The organism is Citricoccus muralis, from assembly GCF_003386075.1.
In the GTDB taxonomy this organism is placed as follows: Bacteria; Actinomycetota; Actinomycetes; order Actinomycetales; family Micrococcaceae; genus Citricoccus; species Citricoccus muralis.
Map to the genome: position 1 here is coordinate 1,105,165 of NZ_QREH01000001.1, position 15,268 is coordinate 1,120,432.

A 15,268-nucleotide genomic window follows, 5' to 3' on the forward strand; every position below is an offset into this window, starting at 1 on the left:
AAAGCTGGTTAACCTGAGGGGGTGAGCACTCCCCCGCCGCCGGCCACCGTGCGCCCCCTGCCCATCCGCCTCCGTGATCGCGTGGCGGTCCCACCGGCACCCCGGGACACCTCCGTCATCACGGGGTATTCCGCGCGGACCCCGGAGCGGATCATGGTCGAGGTCCCGGACCCCGTGTCCGGCCAGCCCACGCCGTTGGCGGTGTGGCACTACTCGGTGGAGTCTCCGGCCGGCGACGCATCCGCTGACGGACCGGGTGGACCCAACGGGTCCGGCGAGTCCGGCGGGTACGGCGAGTACGGGACGCCGATCGTGGCCGTCCACGGGTTCCGGGGGGACCACCACGGACTGGCCCTGCTGACGGACTGCCTGCCCGGCGTGGAGATCTTCCTGCCCGAGCTGCCCGGCTTCGGCCATTCGCCGGCCTTCCCGGACGCCCCACACACCGTCCCCCACTATGTGACGGCCCTCGGCAGCGCCGTGGAGGCACTCCGGCTGGTACCGGGAACCTTCGCCGGCCGACACGCGGCCGCCCCACCTGCCAGCTTGCCCCGGCCGACCTTGCTCGGACACTCCTTCGGTTCCGTGATCGCCTCCCAGCTGGCAGCTGCCGCCCCGGACCGCTGGGACGGCCTGGTGCTGCTCAATCCCATCTGTGAACCCGCCCTGACGGCGGACGATTCCACGTCCAAGGTCCTGCTGTCCCGCATCGCGGAGGGCTACTACGAGGTTTCGGCGGCCCTGCCCGAACGGCTCGGGAGCGCCCTGCTGTCCTCGCCGCTCGTCGTCTGGATCACGGGGACCGTCATGGCCAAGACCGAGGACCGCCATACCTTGGCCTATCTCCATGACCAGCACCAGAACTACTTCTCCGCCTATGACCACCGCCAGGTGCTCGTCGAGGCTTACCGGGCCTCCACCTCAGGATCGGTCCTGGACGTGGCCGAGCAGTTGCGGCTCCCGGTGCTCCTCGTGGCCGGCGCTGACGACGAACTGGGCTCCATCCGCGGACAGAAGAAGCTCGCCCGCCGCATCGGCAGGGCCTCTCCCCGCGCCCAGTTGGAGATTCTCGACGGCGTGGGTCACCTCATCCACTACGAGCGCGCCCCCGAGGCCGCCGCTCTGATCTCGGCGTTCCGGGCGGACCTCGGCCGATCCTGACCGCGGCACCGCGGCTCTGCCTCCGGTCGGTCACCGTCCGGAACGGTACGTCAGCTTCCGGAGCAGGACCTCTGCGGGCCCGCGCCGGCCCACACGTTCCAGGGCATAGGCTCCCGCGACGGTGAGTGACCAGGTGCCGATGGCCACGAGCGCTGCAGACCAGCTGGACAGATGCGCTCCCAGGCCGAACCCCCAGGCGGCCAGCAGGGGGATGAAGAGCACCGACTGCGCGAGGTAGCCACTCAGGGAGCGGCGCCCCAGCGCGACCACAGCCTGCACCGGGGCGAGACTGTCAAGGCCTCGCTGGGTGAGCGCCTGGGCGACGAGGCCGAACAACGCGACATAGCCGATGCCCTGGCCGATGCCGGTCAGGAAGTGCAGGGGCGAGAATACGCTGCCCCCGGTGGCAGTGACGATGCCACTGTGCTCCAGGACCAGCCCCGCGCCGCCGAGAACACCGCAGGCGATTCCGAAGAATGCGAGACGACGCAGCAGGGACAGGTGGCGTTCCGGTTCCTCCAGGATCCGATGACGCGCGGCCAGCAGCCCGGCGAGGAACGCGGTCGGCAGCGCCAGCGTCAGGAGGCCCGAGGCCAGGCCGACCACCCACATCCCGGTGCGATACAGCGCCGAGAGCGCATAGTCGGGCTCGGCCATACTCAGCCGCTGCAGATCGGCCGGAACCACCCCGGCCGCAGTGGTGGGCGCCAGGAGCACGCCGAGGGTGGAGATGAGCGACCCGAGGGCGGAGAGGGACAGCAACACGACGATCCAGACGCGCAGCGTGCGGTCACTGCGGCTCAGGAACAGCGGCACGAGTATCAGTCCGAGCAGGCCATAGGTGCCCAGGATGTCCCCCTGCCACAGCAACACCGCATGCAACGCCCCGAACACGATCATCCACCAGTGACGGCGGGCCAGCAGGCGGCGCACCTGCGACTCACCGATCCCGCGGGCACGCTGCCTCGAGTACAACTGTCCGATCCCGTAGGCGAACAGGAACGCGAACATCGTGTGGGTGCGTGCATCGACGGCGATGATCGTCATCACCTGGGCCCAGCGATCGACGGCGCCTCCCACGACGGGATGCATGCTCGTGACACCCGCGGGCAGGTGGTACAGGAACCACGGGACGTGGGCGAGGGCGATGAACAGCAGCATCAGTCCCCGGGCGAGATCAGGCGCCAGTGCGCGGGCGCTGAGCGGGGTGGTGGTGGCTCGTTCTGATGGCCGGGGCAGGGTGCGTGCGCTCACGGCGCCAGAAGGGTCATTCACTGCAGTCCTCCACTGTCTGGAGCGGTGGGAGCCATGCCGATCACCGCCGTCCGGTACACTGTGCTAGCTCCAGGAAACAATGTAGCACAGTGTACCGGTACGCCGTACTAGTACTGCTGGGTCCTGGCGGACCAACCGGGGAAAGGACCTCATGAACGACACCCGCGATCGCATCGTGGCAGCCGCGACGGCCATCGTCGTCGAAGGCCTGGAGACCCGCCCCAGCGTGCGCGCCGTGGCGGCACGGGCCGGCGTGGGCGCGAGCACCTTGCGCCACCACTTCCCCACCCAGCGTGAACTCCTCGAAACCGTGTGGCAGAAGATGTTCTCGGATCAGTACCCGGACGAGCGCATCCACGACACCTCCGTCCCGGCACGGGAACGGCTCCTGGAATGCCTGATGAACCTGCTGACACCCATCGGCGAGGGAGGCCAGGCCCGTGAGTTCTGGGTTCAGTTGCTCCGCAGCTTCGAAGGGATGGTCTCCACCACGCAGACGAAGTCCGCCTTTGCAGACTTCGCCCGCGGCGCGGACGCCCGCGTCCAGTCCTGGCTGGACGTGCTCGAAGCCGAGGGACAGGTGGCCCCCGGTGACCGGTCCCGCCAGGTCCTGTTCCTGCTCACCGTCATCGACGGTCTCGCGATCGGGCGTGCCATGCCCGCGTCCGGCGACCTGGACCGCACCAGGGAACGGGGCGTTCTGGAGGACGCCATCGATGCGGTGCTGACACCGTCGAGCCGGTGACCGGACTGTCCTCACGGCAGGACTCCTACGGCAGGTCGAAGGGATCGATCCGCAGCCGGACAGGTTCGGTCAGGCGCCGCGCGCTTGAGGCGGAGCGGGCCGCCCGCAGTGCCTCGACGACGCTTCGTGCCGCGCCGTAGGGGAAGAACAACAGCGCCCGGTGACGCAGCGGTTCAGCATGGCCGGCAGGTCCTGAACCACTGCCGGCCCCGCCCCGCCCCTCACCGCCCGTCCAGTCCTCCACCGGCACCGGTCCGATCCACGGCAGGTCCTTCGAGGCGCCCGGCAGTTCTACGAGGTCCATGAACGCCGTCACCGCGTTTGCCGGCCCGGAGACCTCGGCCATGCGGACGGCGGGCGGCAGGTGCAGCTCCCGCCGCTCGGCCAGCTGACGCGAGGCGTACCCAGCGGGATCCATGCGGACGAGTGCCCCCACCACGTCCTCCTGGGAGGCGGTCACCACCACCACTCCCCCGTCCTGGCGTGAGCGCACCAGGGCCGCCGCCGCGAACCAGCGGGACAGGACCTGCCCCGGGGTGCGCAGCCCCTCGCGCTGCAGCTGCGAGTCGCCATCCAGCAGCAGTGCCGTGGTGTAGCCTCCCGGCACCACCGGCTCAGCGCCGATCGTGGCGACCACGAGGGCTGGAGTGTCATCCACGGTGGCGAGGATGTGGTCTCCGGAGGAGGCGAGCACCGGCGTGTTCGGGAAGGCGCGCCCCAGTTCCTCGGCGGTCCGGTCCACACCGCGAGAGCCGGCCCGCAAACGCGAGGAGTCGCATTCGGGGCACTCGAAGTGCCGCTCCCGCCGTCCGCACCACCGGCAGGCGGCCTCATTGCGGGCCGAGGCGGTGCGGTCCGGGAACCCCAGCGGGCCGGTGCAATGCCGGCAGCGGGCCGGGGTCCCGCAATCCCGGCAGATCAGGGCGGGGATGAATCCACTCCGGCCAACCTGCACCAGGACAGGCCCGGGCGTGCCGTGCTTACCCTCCAGGCCCTCTCGCGCGGCTTTCCATGCCGCCTGTGGCAGCCGGGCACGGGCCAACAGCGGATCACGCTCGGTCTCCCAGGAGTCCGCCGTGGACACCACGCGCGGGGTCACCGCGTGGATCGTCTCGCGGCCCACCCCCAGTTCCCCGAGCCACCCGGACTCCACCAGCCTCTGCACCTCGGGGGTGCGCGACGTCGAGGCCAGCAGGAGCCCGGCGCCGGCCAGCTCAGACCGCACCAGGGCGACGTCCCGCACGTGCTGATACGGGGACCGCTGTTCGGCGTGCAGGGAGTCGTCGTCGTTCCAGACCGCGACCAGGCCGGGGTGCTCCACGGGGGCCCAGATGGCTGAGCGGGTGCCCACCGCGATCCGGCGCAGGCCGCGCCGCAGCTGCAGGAACGCACGGTACCGGGGGGTGGGGCCGTCGTCGGCCGTCAGGCGGGCATATCCCTCCGGTCCCACCCGCCGGTCCAAGGCACGGCACAGCCGTTCGAGGTCGCGCTGGTCGGGCACCACCACGACGGCGGCCCGGCCGGCCTCGGCGGTCCGGGCGGCGGCGTCCGCCAGGAGGGAGGCGGTGTCCCACGCGCCGTGGGCACTCGGCACGGTGAGGGCCGCGCGGGGGCCGTCCCCGGCGCGGACCTGTTGGAAGAAGGCTTCGGCGCCCCGCAGCGGGGACCAGTCGAAGCCCTCGGCTGCAGCCGCGCCGGAGAGCCCACCGGCAGCAGGGCTCACCTTCGTGTCCGGAACCGGTGCATGGTCGGGCGCACCTTCGGGTGCACTGTCAGCTGCGCTGACCGAACCGGGTGCGGGGGCCGGGGTACCCGTGGCCTCCGGCGCCTCCGCCTCGGCGTTCAGGGCCTTCTCGACCTTCGCGACGCGCGGCGGCACGGCCACCCGCAGCACGTCGGCCACGTTTCCCGCATAGCGCGCCGCCACGGCGCGGGCGAGGTCCAGGATCTCCGGGGTCAGCACCGGCTCCGGGGAGACCACCGAACGCAACGGCAGCAGCTTCGCCCCGGTGGAGGGTTCGGAACCGCGGGCGGTCAGCCAGCCGAGGACGTCCTGGTGGCCGAATCGCACGCGGACGCGCACGCCGGGACGGGCCTCGTCATCTAGGGAGCGGGGCACCAGGTAGTCGAACTCCCGGTCCAGGTGCGGCACGCCCGAGTCCAGCAGCACCCGGGCCACGGGATCGTCGGGCCAGCCGCCGGCCACCTCCGGCAGTCCCGTGACCGGTGAGGGTACGGGCAGGTCGAAGAGGGGTTCCCCGGTCACCAACCGACGGCAGCGCGCACGGCGTCGACGCGGTCCAGCCGCTCCCACGTGAAGTCGGGGTCCTCTCGGCCGAAGTGACCGTTGGCGGCCGTCTTGCCGTAGATCGGGCGGAGCAGGTTGAGGTCCCGGATGATGGCCAGCGGGCGCAGATCGAACACCTCGTTGACGGCCTCGATGATCGTGGCCTGGTCCACTTTCTCGGTCCCGAACGTGTCCACGTACAGGCCGACGGGCCGGGCCTTGCCGATCGCGTAGGCGACCTGGAACTCAGCGCGGTCTGCGAGGCCGGCGGCGACCACGTTCTTGGCGACCCAGCGCATCGCGTAGGCCGCGGAGCGATCCACCTTGGACGGGTCCTTGCCGGAGAAGGCGCCGCCGCCGTGGCGGGCCATGCCCCCGTAGGTGTCGACGATGATCTTGCGACCGGTGAGGCCGGCGTCGCCCACCGGCCCGCCGATGACGAACTTGCCGCCGGGGTTGACGATGAACGCGGCGCCGGAGGTCTCCAGCCCGGACTGGGCCAGCACGGGCCGGATGACGTGCTCCACCACGTCCTGGCGCAACTCATCCAAGGTGATCTCGTCCAGGTGTTGGGTGGAGACCACCACGGTCTCCACGGTCTTCGGCAGACCGTCCTCCCCGTAGCCGACGGTGACCTGCGTCTTGCCGTCCGGCAGCAGGTAGGGCATGGGCGTCTGCTCCAGTTGCCGCACGGCGGTGAGCCGCTCGGAGAGCCGGTGCGCCAGGTAGATCGGGGCCGGCATGTACACCGGGGTCTCGTTCGAGGCGTAGCCGAACATGATGCCTTGGTCCCCGGCACCCTGCAGGTCGATGTCGTCCGCGGAGCCCTCGCGGTTCTCCAGCGACTTCAGCACGCCATCCGAGATATCGGAGGACTGCTGGCCGATCGAGATGTTGACGCCGCAGTTGGACCCGTCGAAGCCGTTGGACGAGGAGTCGTAGCCGATCGCCAGGATCGTGTCCCGGACGATCCGGGGGATCTCCACGTAGGCGGAGGTGTTGACCTCGCCGGCGACCTGCACGAGTCCCGTGGTGGTCAGGGTCTCGACGGCCACCTTGGCGTTCGGGTCCTGGGCGAGGATCGCGTCCAGGATGGAGTCCGAGATCTGGTCACAGATCTTGTCCGGATGACCGCTCGTCACGGACTCGGAGGTGAACAGCCGGAGCTCGCCTCCCCCGATGCCCTGGTAGGACTCGTAGCCGGCGGTACCGGAATCTTCTGCCTTCGCTGCGTCAGTCACTGATCCATCCTATCCAGCCGGCCGAGCGGGCCCAGCAAGCCCGCCAGTTCGGTGACGATCGCCACGCCCACCTCTGATTTGTCTCCCGCCGCGGCCACCGGCTCCCGCCCGTCGGCGAAGAGCATGGTGACCTCGGTGGTGTCCTGACCGAAGACCTTGTCCCGGCCCACCTGGTTGACCACGAGCATCTCACAGCCCTTGCGGGCGAGCTTGGCGGCCCCGAATTCCAATACGGAGGCGGTGGCGTCACCGGTCTCGGCACCGAATCCGATGATGGTGCCCGGCATCGGCTGTCCGGCGGCCCGGGCCTGCACCGCCTCCGCGAGGATGTCCGGGGTGCGCTCCAGGCGGATCACCGGGTTGGAGCCGTCTTCGGATTTCTTGATCTTGGAGTCCGCGTACTCCGCGGGGCGGAAATCGGCGACGGCGGCCGCCATCACCAGGGCATCGGCACCCGGCGCGTGGGCCATGACCGCCTCGTGCAGTTCCTGGGTGGACTCCACCCGGACCACTTCCGCCCCGGCGGGTGGTTCCACGCTCATGGCCCCTCCGATGAAGGTGACGCGGGCACCGGCGGCCAAGGCGGCCTCGGCCACGGCCACGCCCTGCTTGCCGGAGGACCGGTTTCCGAGATAGCGCACCGGATCCAGGGCCTCCCGGGTACCCCCGGCGGTCACGACGACGGCGCGTCCGGCCAGCGCCCCGTTCTGCTGGGCGGTGGGACGGCTGGTCCGCAGGCCGTCAGCCACGAGGGACTGCGCCTCGGCCCAGATGCGGTCTGGCTCCGGGAACCGCCCGGGGCCGGTGTCCTGGCCGGTGAGCCGCCCGGAATCGGGATCGAGCACGCTGATGCCGCGGGAGCGAAGCAGATCGACATTGGCGACGGTGGCCGGGTGGGTCCACATCTCAGTGTGCATGGCCGGGACCATCAGCACCGGGCAGGTGGCGGTCAGCAGGACGTTTCCGAGCAGGTCCGGGGCCAGCCCGGCGGCGGCACGGGCGAGGGAATCGGCGGTGGCGGGAGCCACGACGACGAGCTCGGCCTCACGGCCCAGCCTGACGTGGTTGACCGTCTCGACGGCTTCGAAGGTGTCCGTCCGCACGGGGCGCCCGGAGAGCGCCTCCCACGTGGCCTGTCCCACGAAATTCAGGGCGGCAGGCGTGGGGACCACGTCCACCTGGTGACCGGCTTCGGTCATGAGCCGCAACAGCAGTGCGGATTTGTAGGCGGCGATACCGCCGGTGACTCCGAGAACGATCCTCATGGATCAAACCTAGTCGGCTCGTTCCCGGAGTCGAAAACGAGGTCAGGCCTGCTGCTCGTCCTCGTCGGTGGTCTCGGTGTCAGCGATCTCGGTGATCTCCACTGCAGCCTCTTCGCCCACGCCCTCGGCGGAGAACGCGTCGTCGGAGAAGGCGGCCTCGGCCGAGCTCTGCAACTCGAAGGTGCCGAAGTCGCCCTCGGTCTCAGCGGCGATCTGCTCCTCGGTCATCGGGGTGGCCTCCAGGAGGTCCTCCTCGATCTCCCGCATGGAGATGGACAGCGGCTTCTCGTTGAGCTTGGTATCCACCAGCGGGCCGACGTACTCGAACAGGCCCTCATGGAGCTGCGAGTAGTACGCGTTGATCTGGCGGGCACGCTTGGCGGCGAAAAGCACCAGGGCGTACTTCGAGTCAACCTTCTCCAGCAGGGTGTCGATGGGCGGGTTGACGATGCCTTCGTACTGTTCGGTCACTAGTTCTCCACGGTTGGTGATTCTGTTGCTGATGCGTTGTCTGCGCCGCTGCCGACGACCGCTCACGGTCCTCGCGCTGGGGTCCGGCCGGACGGCCTAGAGGTGGTCGTCAGGGTCCAATCCCATGATGCGGACCAACTCCTGTGCGGCGCGTTCCACGGTGTCATTGACCACCACGGCATCGAACTCCGGCTCGGCAGCGAGTTCCATTCTAGCCGTTTCCAGCCGGCGGCGCTGTTCCTCCGGAGATTCCGTGCCGCGGCCGACCAGCCGGTGCACCAATTCGTCCCAATTCGGCGGCGACAGGAAGACGAACGTCGCCTCCGGCATGGCCTGCCTGACCTGCCGCGCCCCCTGCAGGTCGATCTCCAACAGGACGTGCTGACCATCGTCGAGGGCCCGCTGGACCGTGTCTCGGCGGGTCCCATAGCGGTTCACGCCATGGACCACAGCCCATTCCAGCATCTGGTCCTGGGACACCAGCTCATCGAAGTGCTGGGGCTCCACGAAGAAGTAGTGCTGCCCCTCGCGTTCATTGGGCCGCGGCTTCCGCGTGGTGGCAGAGACGGAGAGCCACACCTGGGGATAGTGCTCCCGGATGAACTGGGAGACCGTGCCCTTGCCGACGGCGGTCGGTCCCGCGAGCACCGTGACGCGCGGGCGTTCCGCACCCGCGGCAGACCGGTGTTCGGGGCGGAGGCTGACCGGCCGGGCGGCGGGGACGTCGGGGGTGGTCAATGAACCTCCTGTGGGAATGGCGCGGCCCGGAAAAGGGCTACCGGCCAATATAGGCGATCAACGCCTCCCGTTGCCGGCGACCGAGGCCGCGGAGGCGCCGATTGGGGGAAATCCCACACGATTCCATGATCTTCGCGGCCCGCACCTCGCCCACACCCTGCAGGGTCTGCAACAGGTCCACCGTGCGCATCCGCCCGATGGCGGCGTCCTCGTCCGCCGCTGCGAAGACCGATTCGAGACTGGACTTGCCCGATCGGAAGGACTCCTTCAGGTCCGCACGCGCCGTGCGTGCCTGCAGGGCCTTGCTCCGGGCCGCTTCCCGTTCTGCGGCAGACAATTCCTTCAGAGCCATGACGTTCCACCTCGGGGACTAGGTTTCAACCGTCACGGCAATATCGCCGTGACTTGGACGTAAAGTACCCGATCAGCCCCGGTCAGGTCTGCAGTCCACCATCGGGGTACTGAAGTTTATCGAACGGTGATGCGGGTCACTATCAGGGGCGCCGGAACGCCTCAGTAGATCACGATCAGGTCACGGCAGTGCCGTTCGGACCGTGCCTCAGAGGTGGACCACTACCGGCCCAGATCCTCCAGTGCCTCCCGGATGCCCTCGCGCAGTCCGCTGACGGACGGTCCACGGCGCAAGACGGCCCGGCTGGAGGTCGCCAGCACGGAAGGCCACGCCGAACCGAAACCGGAACGCATCCCGGCCCCCGACGCACCCTGGGCGCCGAATCCCGGAGCCAACAGCGCGCCGCGGACGCCGGCCAGGTCCAGGCCCAGCCGCTCGGCCTGGCCGGCCACGGTGGCGCCGACCACGAGACCGACCGGCCCCAGGGCGGGGCGGATCGCGGTCCCGCCCCCGGTCCCGGCCCTGGACCCCTCGTCGGCGCCGATCGTGCCGTTCAAGCCGGTGGTGCCGTTCGTACCGGTGACGTGACCGAAGCCCAGCGCCCGCGCATTGTCCCGGGCGGCCGCGGCGGTGATGGACCCGGCCACGGATCCCCCCACGCCGCCGGTGTGCTGGACCGAGGCGCCCTCGGGGTTCGAGGTCAGGGCCAGGATGAAGACGCCCCGCCCGGTGGCCTCGGCCAGTTCGAGGGCCGGGGCCAACGAGTCATAGCCGAGATAGGGACTGAGGGTGACGGCGTCAGCGGCCAGCGGTGAGTCGTCCGAGAGCCACGCCTCGGCGTAGCCGGCCATCGTGGACCCGATGTCCCCGCGCTTGGCGTCGGCGATGGTCAGCACCTCTTCGTCGCGGGCCTCCCGCAGCAGCCGCTCCAGGACGGCGAAGCCAGCCGAGCCATGCCGCTCATACAGTGCGACCTGCGGCTTGATGGCGGCAACGGCGGAGGACCCGCCCTCTCCTGCCGCGGCTTCCAAGGCCGTCATCGAGAATCGCTCCAGGCCCACGGGTGTGTCTGGAAGGTCCCAGTCGTGGAGTAGTTGCGGGTGCGGGTCGATGCCCAGGCACAGCGGTCCGGCTGCGTCCATCGCGGCCGCCAGCCGGGCACCCCACGGTGCCCGGCCGGCGTCGACGGACCCGGCCACCGGTGCCGTCATGCCCCGGAACCGGAGCGCGCGACGGCCGCGGCCAACCGCGCGTCGTGCTCCTGCAGGGAGGTGACGTCCCAGGTGTACTCGCGCAGGGCCTCCATGGCCTGGATGGCGGCACCGAAGAGGGCGAGCGTGGTGATCGTGGGGATCCCCATCGAGGTCGCCGCCGCGCGGATCTCATAGCCGTCACCGCGGGCGTCTCCACCGGAAGGCGTGTTGACCACCAGGGCGATCTCACCGGCCTCGATCTGCTCCAGGATGGTCCCGGCACCGGTGTTCGCCGGGTCCGTGCCGGCGCCGGCGTCGGCGATCTTGTCCACCACGTCCGCGTGGATGCCGTTGCGGCGCAGGACCTCTGCCGTGCCGCCGGTCGAGACGATGGTGAAACCGAGGTCCACCAGTCGCTTGACGGGCATCACGAGACCGCGCTTGTCCCGGTTCGCCACGGACACGAAGACCCGCCCGGAGGTCGGCAGCGGGTTGTTCGCTGCCGCCTGGCTCTTGGCGAAGGCGGTGTCGAAGTACTTGTCGATCCCCATGACCTCGCCGGTGGAGCGCATCTCGGGCCCCAGCAGGGAATCCACGACCCGTCCCTCGCTGGTGCGGAAGCGGGCGAACGGCAGCACGGCCTCCTTGACGGCCACGGGGGCGTCGAGGGGCAGGGACGAGCCGTCATGACCGGAGGGCAGCCTGCCCTCGGCCTTGAGGTCGGCGATGGACCGGCCGGTGCCGATCAGCGCGGCGGCCTTGGCCAGCTGGACACCGGTGGCCTTGGAGACGAACGGCACGGTCCGCGAGGCGCGCGGGTTGGCCTCGATGACGTAGAGGATATCCGAGGCCAGGGCGAACTGGATGTTGATCAGTCCGCGCACGCCGACGCCGGCGGCGATGCCGCTGGTGGCCTCGCGCACACGGGCCAGGGTGTCCGGGCCGAGGTTGATCGGCGGAAGCACGCAGGCGGAGTCGCCGGAGTGGATGCCGGCCTCCTCGATGTGCTCCATGATGCCGCCGATGTACAGGTCGGTGCCGTCAAAGAGGGCGTCCACGTCGATCTCGATCGCGTCCTCGAGGAAGCGGTCCACCAGCACGGGGTGGTCCGCGGTGATCTCCGTGGCGTTGGTGATGTACCGCAGCAGGGATTCCTCGTCATACACGATCTCCATGCCGCGGCCGCCGAGCACGTAGGACGGACGGACCAGGACGGGGTAACCGATCTCGTCGGCCACGCGCTTGGCATCGGCGAAGGAGACGGCGGTGCCGTTCTTCGGAGACACCAGCCCGGCCTCATCGAGGACGCGGGCGAACTCGCCACGGTGCTCGGCGAGATCGATCGCTGCCGGTGAGGTGCCGAGGATCGGCACGCCGGCGTCCGCCAGCTCCTGGGCCAGCTTCAGCGGGGTCTGGCCGCCGAGCTGGACGAACACGCCCAGTACGCCGCCGCTGCGTTGCTCGGCCGCGATGATCTCGAGCACGTCTTCCAGGGTGAGCGGCTCGAAGTACAGCCGGTCGGAGATGTCGTAGTCCGTGGAGACGGTCTCGGGGTTGCAGTTGACCATCACGGTCTCGTGGCCGGCCTCGCGCAGGGCCATGGTGGCGTGCACGCAGGAGTAGTCGAACTCGATGCCCTGGCCGATCCGGTTCGGCCCGGAGCCCAGGATGATCACGGAGGGCTTGGCATGGTCCGTGACCTCGTCCTCCAGGTCATAGCTGGAGTACCGGTACGGGGTGTAGGCCTCGAACTCGGCGGCACAGGTGTCCACGGTCTTGTACACCGGACGGATGCCCAAGGCGTGCCGGACGCCGCGCACCACGGCCGGGTCCAGGTGGCGCAGCTGGCCGATCTGGGTGTCCGAGAAGCCGTGGCGCTTGGCGTACTGCAGGACGGTGGCGTCCAGCTCGGGGGACGCGGCCACGTCCGTGGCGACCTCGTTGATCAGCACCAGCTGGTCGAGGAACCAGGGGTCGATCTTGGTGGCCTCGAAGAGCTGCTCGAGGCTCGCTCCGCCCAGCAGGGCGCGTTGGACCTGGGCGAGGCGGTCCGTCGTCGGGATCCTGGACTGCTCGATCAGGGTGGCGACCTCGTCCGCATCCGGGATGTCGAAGGAGAGCTCGGCGCCCTTCTGCTCCAGGGACCGCAGGGCCTTCTGCAGGGCCTCGGAGAAGTTGCGGCCGATCGCCATGGCCTCGCCCACGGACTTCATGGTGGTGGTCAGGGTGGGGTCCGCCGCCGGGAACTTCTCGAAGGCGAAGCGCGGCACCTTGACGACCACGTAGTCCAGCACCGGCTCGAAGGAGGCGGGGGTCTTCCGCGTGATGTCGTTCGGGATCTCGTCCAGGGTGTAGCCGAGCGCCAGCTTGGTGGCGATCTTGGCGATGGCGAACCCGGTCGCCTTGGAGGCCAGGGCAGAGGACCGGGAGACGCGGGGGTTCATCTCGATCACGATGATCCGCCCGGTGGCCGGGTCCACGGCGAACTGGATGTTGCAGCCGCCGGTGTCCACACCGACCTCGCGGATCACGGCGATCGAGATGTCCCGCATCGCCTGGTACTCGCGATCGGTCAGGGTCATGGCGGGCGCCACGGTGATGGAGTCGCCGGTGTGGACGCCGACCGGGTCGAAGTTCTCGATGGAGCAGACCACCACGACGTTGTCGTTGCGGTCCCGCATCATCTCCAGCTCGTACTCCTTCCAGCCGAGGATGGACTCCTCGAGCAGGACCTCGGAGGTGGGGCTGTACTGGATGCCGGCGCCGGCGATGCGCCGCAGGTCCTCCTCGTTGTAGGCCAGGCCGGAGCCCAGGCCGCCCATGGTGAAGGAGGGGCGGACCACCATGGGGTAGCCCAGCTTCCCCGCGGCGGCGAAGGCCTCGTCCATGCTGTGGACGATCTCGGACTTCGCGGACTCGGCGCCGCAACGCTCCACGACGCCCTTGAACAGCTCACGGTTCTCGCCGAGCTCGATCGCCGCGATGTTGGCGCCGATCAGCTCGACGCCGTACTTCTCGAGCACCCCGTTCTTGTCCAGGGCGATCGCGGTGTTCAGGGCGGTCTGGCCGCCGAGGGTCGGCAGCAGGGCGTCCGGGCGTTCTACGGCGATGATCTTCTCGACAACCTCGGGGGTGATCGGCTCCACGTACGTGGCGTCGGCCAGCTCGGGGTCGGTCATGATGGTGGCCGGGTTCGAGTTGACCAGCACCACGCGCAGGCCCTCGTCCTTGAGGACCCGGATCGCCTGGGTGCCGGAGTAATCGAACTCGGCGGCTTGGCCGATGACGATCGGGCCGGAGCCGATGACCAGGACGGACTTCAGATCGGTGCGCTTGGGCATCGGGGCTCAGGCTCCTTCGGAGGTAGAGGACTGCTCGGTCATCATCGCGATGAACCGGTCGAACAAGGGAACCGAATCGTGCGGGCCGGCGGCCGATTCGGGGTGGAACTGGACGGAGAAGGCGGGGCGGTCCAGCAGGCGCAGGCCCTCGACCACCTGGTCGTTCAGGGACCAGTGCGAGACCTCGACGCGCCCGTAGGCGGCCTCGGGTGCCATGACCGGCTCACCCAGCGGGGCATCCACGGCGAAGCCGTGGTTCTGGGAGGTGATCTCCACGCGCCCGGTGGTCTTGTCCATGACGGGCTGATTCGGACCGCGGTGGCCGAAGGGCAGCTTGTAGGTGCCGAAGCCCAGGGCCCGGCCGAAGACCTGGTTGCCGAAGCAGATGCCGAAGAACGGCAGTCCGGCGTCGAGGACCTGCCGCAGCAGCGCCACCTGGTCATCGGCGGTGGCGGGGTCGCCGGGGCCGTTGGAGAGGAACACGCCGTCCGGGTCCAGCGCGGTGATGTCCTCGAAGGAGGAGGTGGCGGGCAGCACGTGGAGCCGGATCCCGCGGGCGGCCAGGTGCCGTGGTGTGGCGGCCTTCAGGCCGAGGTCGAGCGCCACCACGGTGTGCAGCGGCTCACCCTCCCAGCCGTGCTCGGCCGGCTCGACGACATAGGCGGACTCCGTGGTCACCTCGTCCGCCAGGCGGGCCCCGGCCATGGACGGCTGGGCCTGGACCTCGGCGACGAGGTCGGCGAGCGGACGCCGAGCGGCCGCGCCGGAGAAGATCCCGGCCTTCATGGAACCGGCGGAGCGCAGGTGCCGGGTGACCGCACGGGTGTCCACGCCCTGGATCCCGACGACGCCCTGGGCTTCCAGCTCATCGTCCAGGCTCCGCTCGGAACGCCAGTTCGACGGAACGCGGGCCGCCTCGCGAACCACGTAGCCGGCGGCGAAGATGGCCCGGGACTCGGCATCCTCGGTGTTGACGCCGGTGTTGCCGATGTGCGGGAACGTCTGCACGATGATCTGACGGGCGTAGGACGGATCGGTCAGCGTCTCCTGGTAGCCGGTCATGCCGGTGGTGAAGACGGCCTCGCCCAGGGTGGTGCCGGTCTGGCCGTAGGCCTGGCCGTGATGGACGGTTCCATCGGCCAGGACCAGTACGGCCGGCTCGCGGTTCAAGAGGCTCACGAGTTGTTCTCCATCTGCGG

Annotated in this window: 12 protein-coding genes; 2 read left to right on the top strand and 10 right to left on the bottom strand. The window is 69.8% G+C overall.

All coding sequences use genetic code 11. The annotated features are described in order from the left end of the window. Positions 1 to 21: 21 nt before the first annotated feature. A complete protein-coding gene (locus C8E99_RS04845; protein WP_115931335.1) occupies positions 22 to 1,161 on the top strand; it encodes an alpha/beta fold hydrolase in 1,140 nt (379 codons plus the stop codon). Between the two features lie 30 nt (positions 1,162 to 1,191). On the opposite strand, the gene C8E99_RS04850 is transcribed toward C8E99_RS04845, so the two are convergent. Further along, entirely contained in the window at positions 1,192 to 2,415 is a 1,224-nt protein-coding gene (locus C8E99_RS04850; protein ID WP_211308984.1) for a DUF418 domain-containing protein, read from the bottom strand. A gap of 172 nt (positions 2,416 to 2,587) precedes the next feature. On the opposite strand from C8E99_RS04850, the gene C8E99_RS04855 reads away from it, so the two are divergent. Beyond that, positions 2,588 to 3,181, top strand: coding sequence for a TetR family transcriptional regulator (locus C8E99_RS04855; RefSeq protein WP_115931337.1), 594 nt, complete (start codon positions 2,588 to 2,590; stop codon positions 3,179 to 3,181). A 25-nt stretch (positions 3,182 to 3,206) separates the two neighbouring features. Here C8E99_RS04855 and C8E99_RS04860 read toward each other — a convergent pair whose 3' ends face one another. The 9 genes from C8E99_RS04860 to carA form a co-directional block, all read right to left on the bottom strand. Continuing rightward, entirely contained in the window at positions 3,207 to 5,447 is a 2,241-nt protein-coding gene (locus C8E99_RS04860; RefSeq protein WP_170144527.1) for a primosomal protein N' family DNA-binding protein, read from the bottom strand. Next, complete coding sequence (gene metK, locus C8E99_RS04865; RefSeq protein WP_147301253.1) at positions 5,444 to 6,649, bottom strand: methionine adenosyltransferase; 1,206 nt, start codon at positions 6,647 to 6,649, stop codon at positions 5,444 to 5,446. Before metK ends, C8E99_RS04860 begins: the two co-directional genes overlap by 4 nt. A gap of 56 nt (positions 6,650 to 6,705) precedes the next feature. Further along, complete coding sequence (gene coaBC / locus C8E99_RS04870) at positions 6,706 to 7,974, bottom strand: bifunctional phosphopantothenoylcysteine decarboxylase/phosphopantothenate--cysteine ligase CoaBC (protein ID WP_115931339.1); 1,269 nt, start codon at positions 7,972 to 7,974, stop codon at positions 6,706 to 6,708. A gap of 42 nt (positions 7,975 to 8,016) precedes the next feature. Next, the gene (gene rpoZ / locus C8E99_RS16330; RefSeq protein ID WP_115931340.1) at positions 8,017 to 8,445 is read right to left on the bottom strand and encodes a DNA-directed RNA polymerase subunit omega; all 429 of its coding nucleotides are present in this window, start codon (positions 8,443 to 8,445) and stop codon (positions 8,017 to 8,019) included. Between the two features lie 96 nt (positions 8,446 to 8,541). Continuing rightward, positions 8,542 to 9,183 carry a guanylate kinase gene (gene gmk, locus C8E99_RS04880; protein WP_115931341.1) on the bottom strand — a complete coding sequence of 214 codons (642 nt, stop codon included), beginning with the start codon at positions 9,181 to 9,183 and terminating at the stop codon, positions 8,542 to 8,544. A gap of 37 nt (positions 9,184 to 9,220) precedes the next feature. Beyond that, a complete protein-coding gene (gene mihF / locus C8E99_RS04885; RefSeq protein WP_115931342.1) occupies positions 9,221 to 9,535 on the bottom strand; it encodes an integration host factor, actinobacterial type in 315 nt (104 codons plus the stop codon). A gap of 221 nt (positions 9,536 to 9,756) precedes the next feature. Further along, complete coding sequence (pyrF, locus tag C8E99_RS04890; RefSeq protein ID WP_115931343.1) at positions 9,757 to 10,746, bottom strand: orotidine-5'-phosphate decarboxylase; 990 nt, start codon at positions 10,744 to 10,746, stop codon at positions 9,757 to 9,759. After that, positions 10,743 to 14,069: a carbamoyl-phosphate synthase large subunit gene (gene carB / locus C8E99_RS04895; RefSeq protein ID WP_115931344.1), complete on the bottom strand. Its 3,327-nt coding sequence runs from the start codon at positions 14,067 to 14,069 to the stop codon at positions 10,743 to 10,745. The genes pyrF and carB overlap by 4 nt, the downstream gene beginning before the upstream one ends. Positions 14,070 to 14,075: 6 nt before the next feature. Next, positions 14,076 to 15,248 (bottom strand): glutamine-hydrolyzing carbamoyl-phosphate synthase small subunit, encoded by a 1,173-nt coding sequence (gene carA, locus C8E99_RS04900; RefSeq protein WP_115931345.1) that lies wholly within the window; start codon positions 15,246 to 15,248, stop codon positions 14,076 to 14,078. Positions 15,249 to 15,268: the final 20 nt, after the last annotated feature.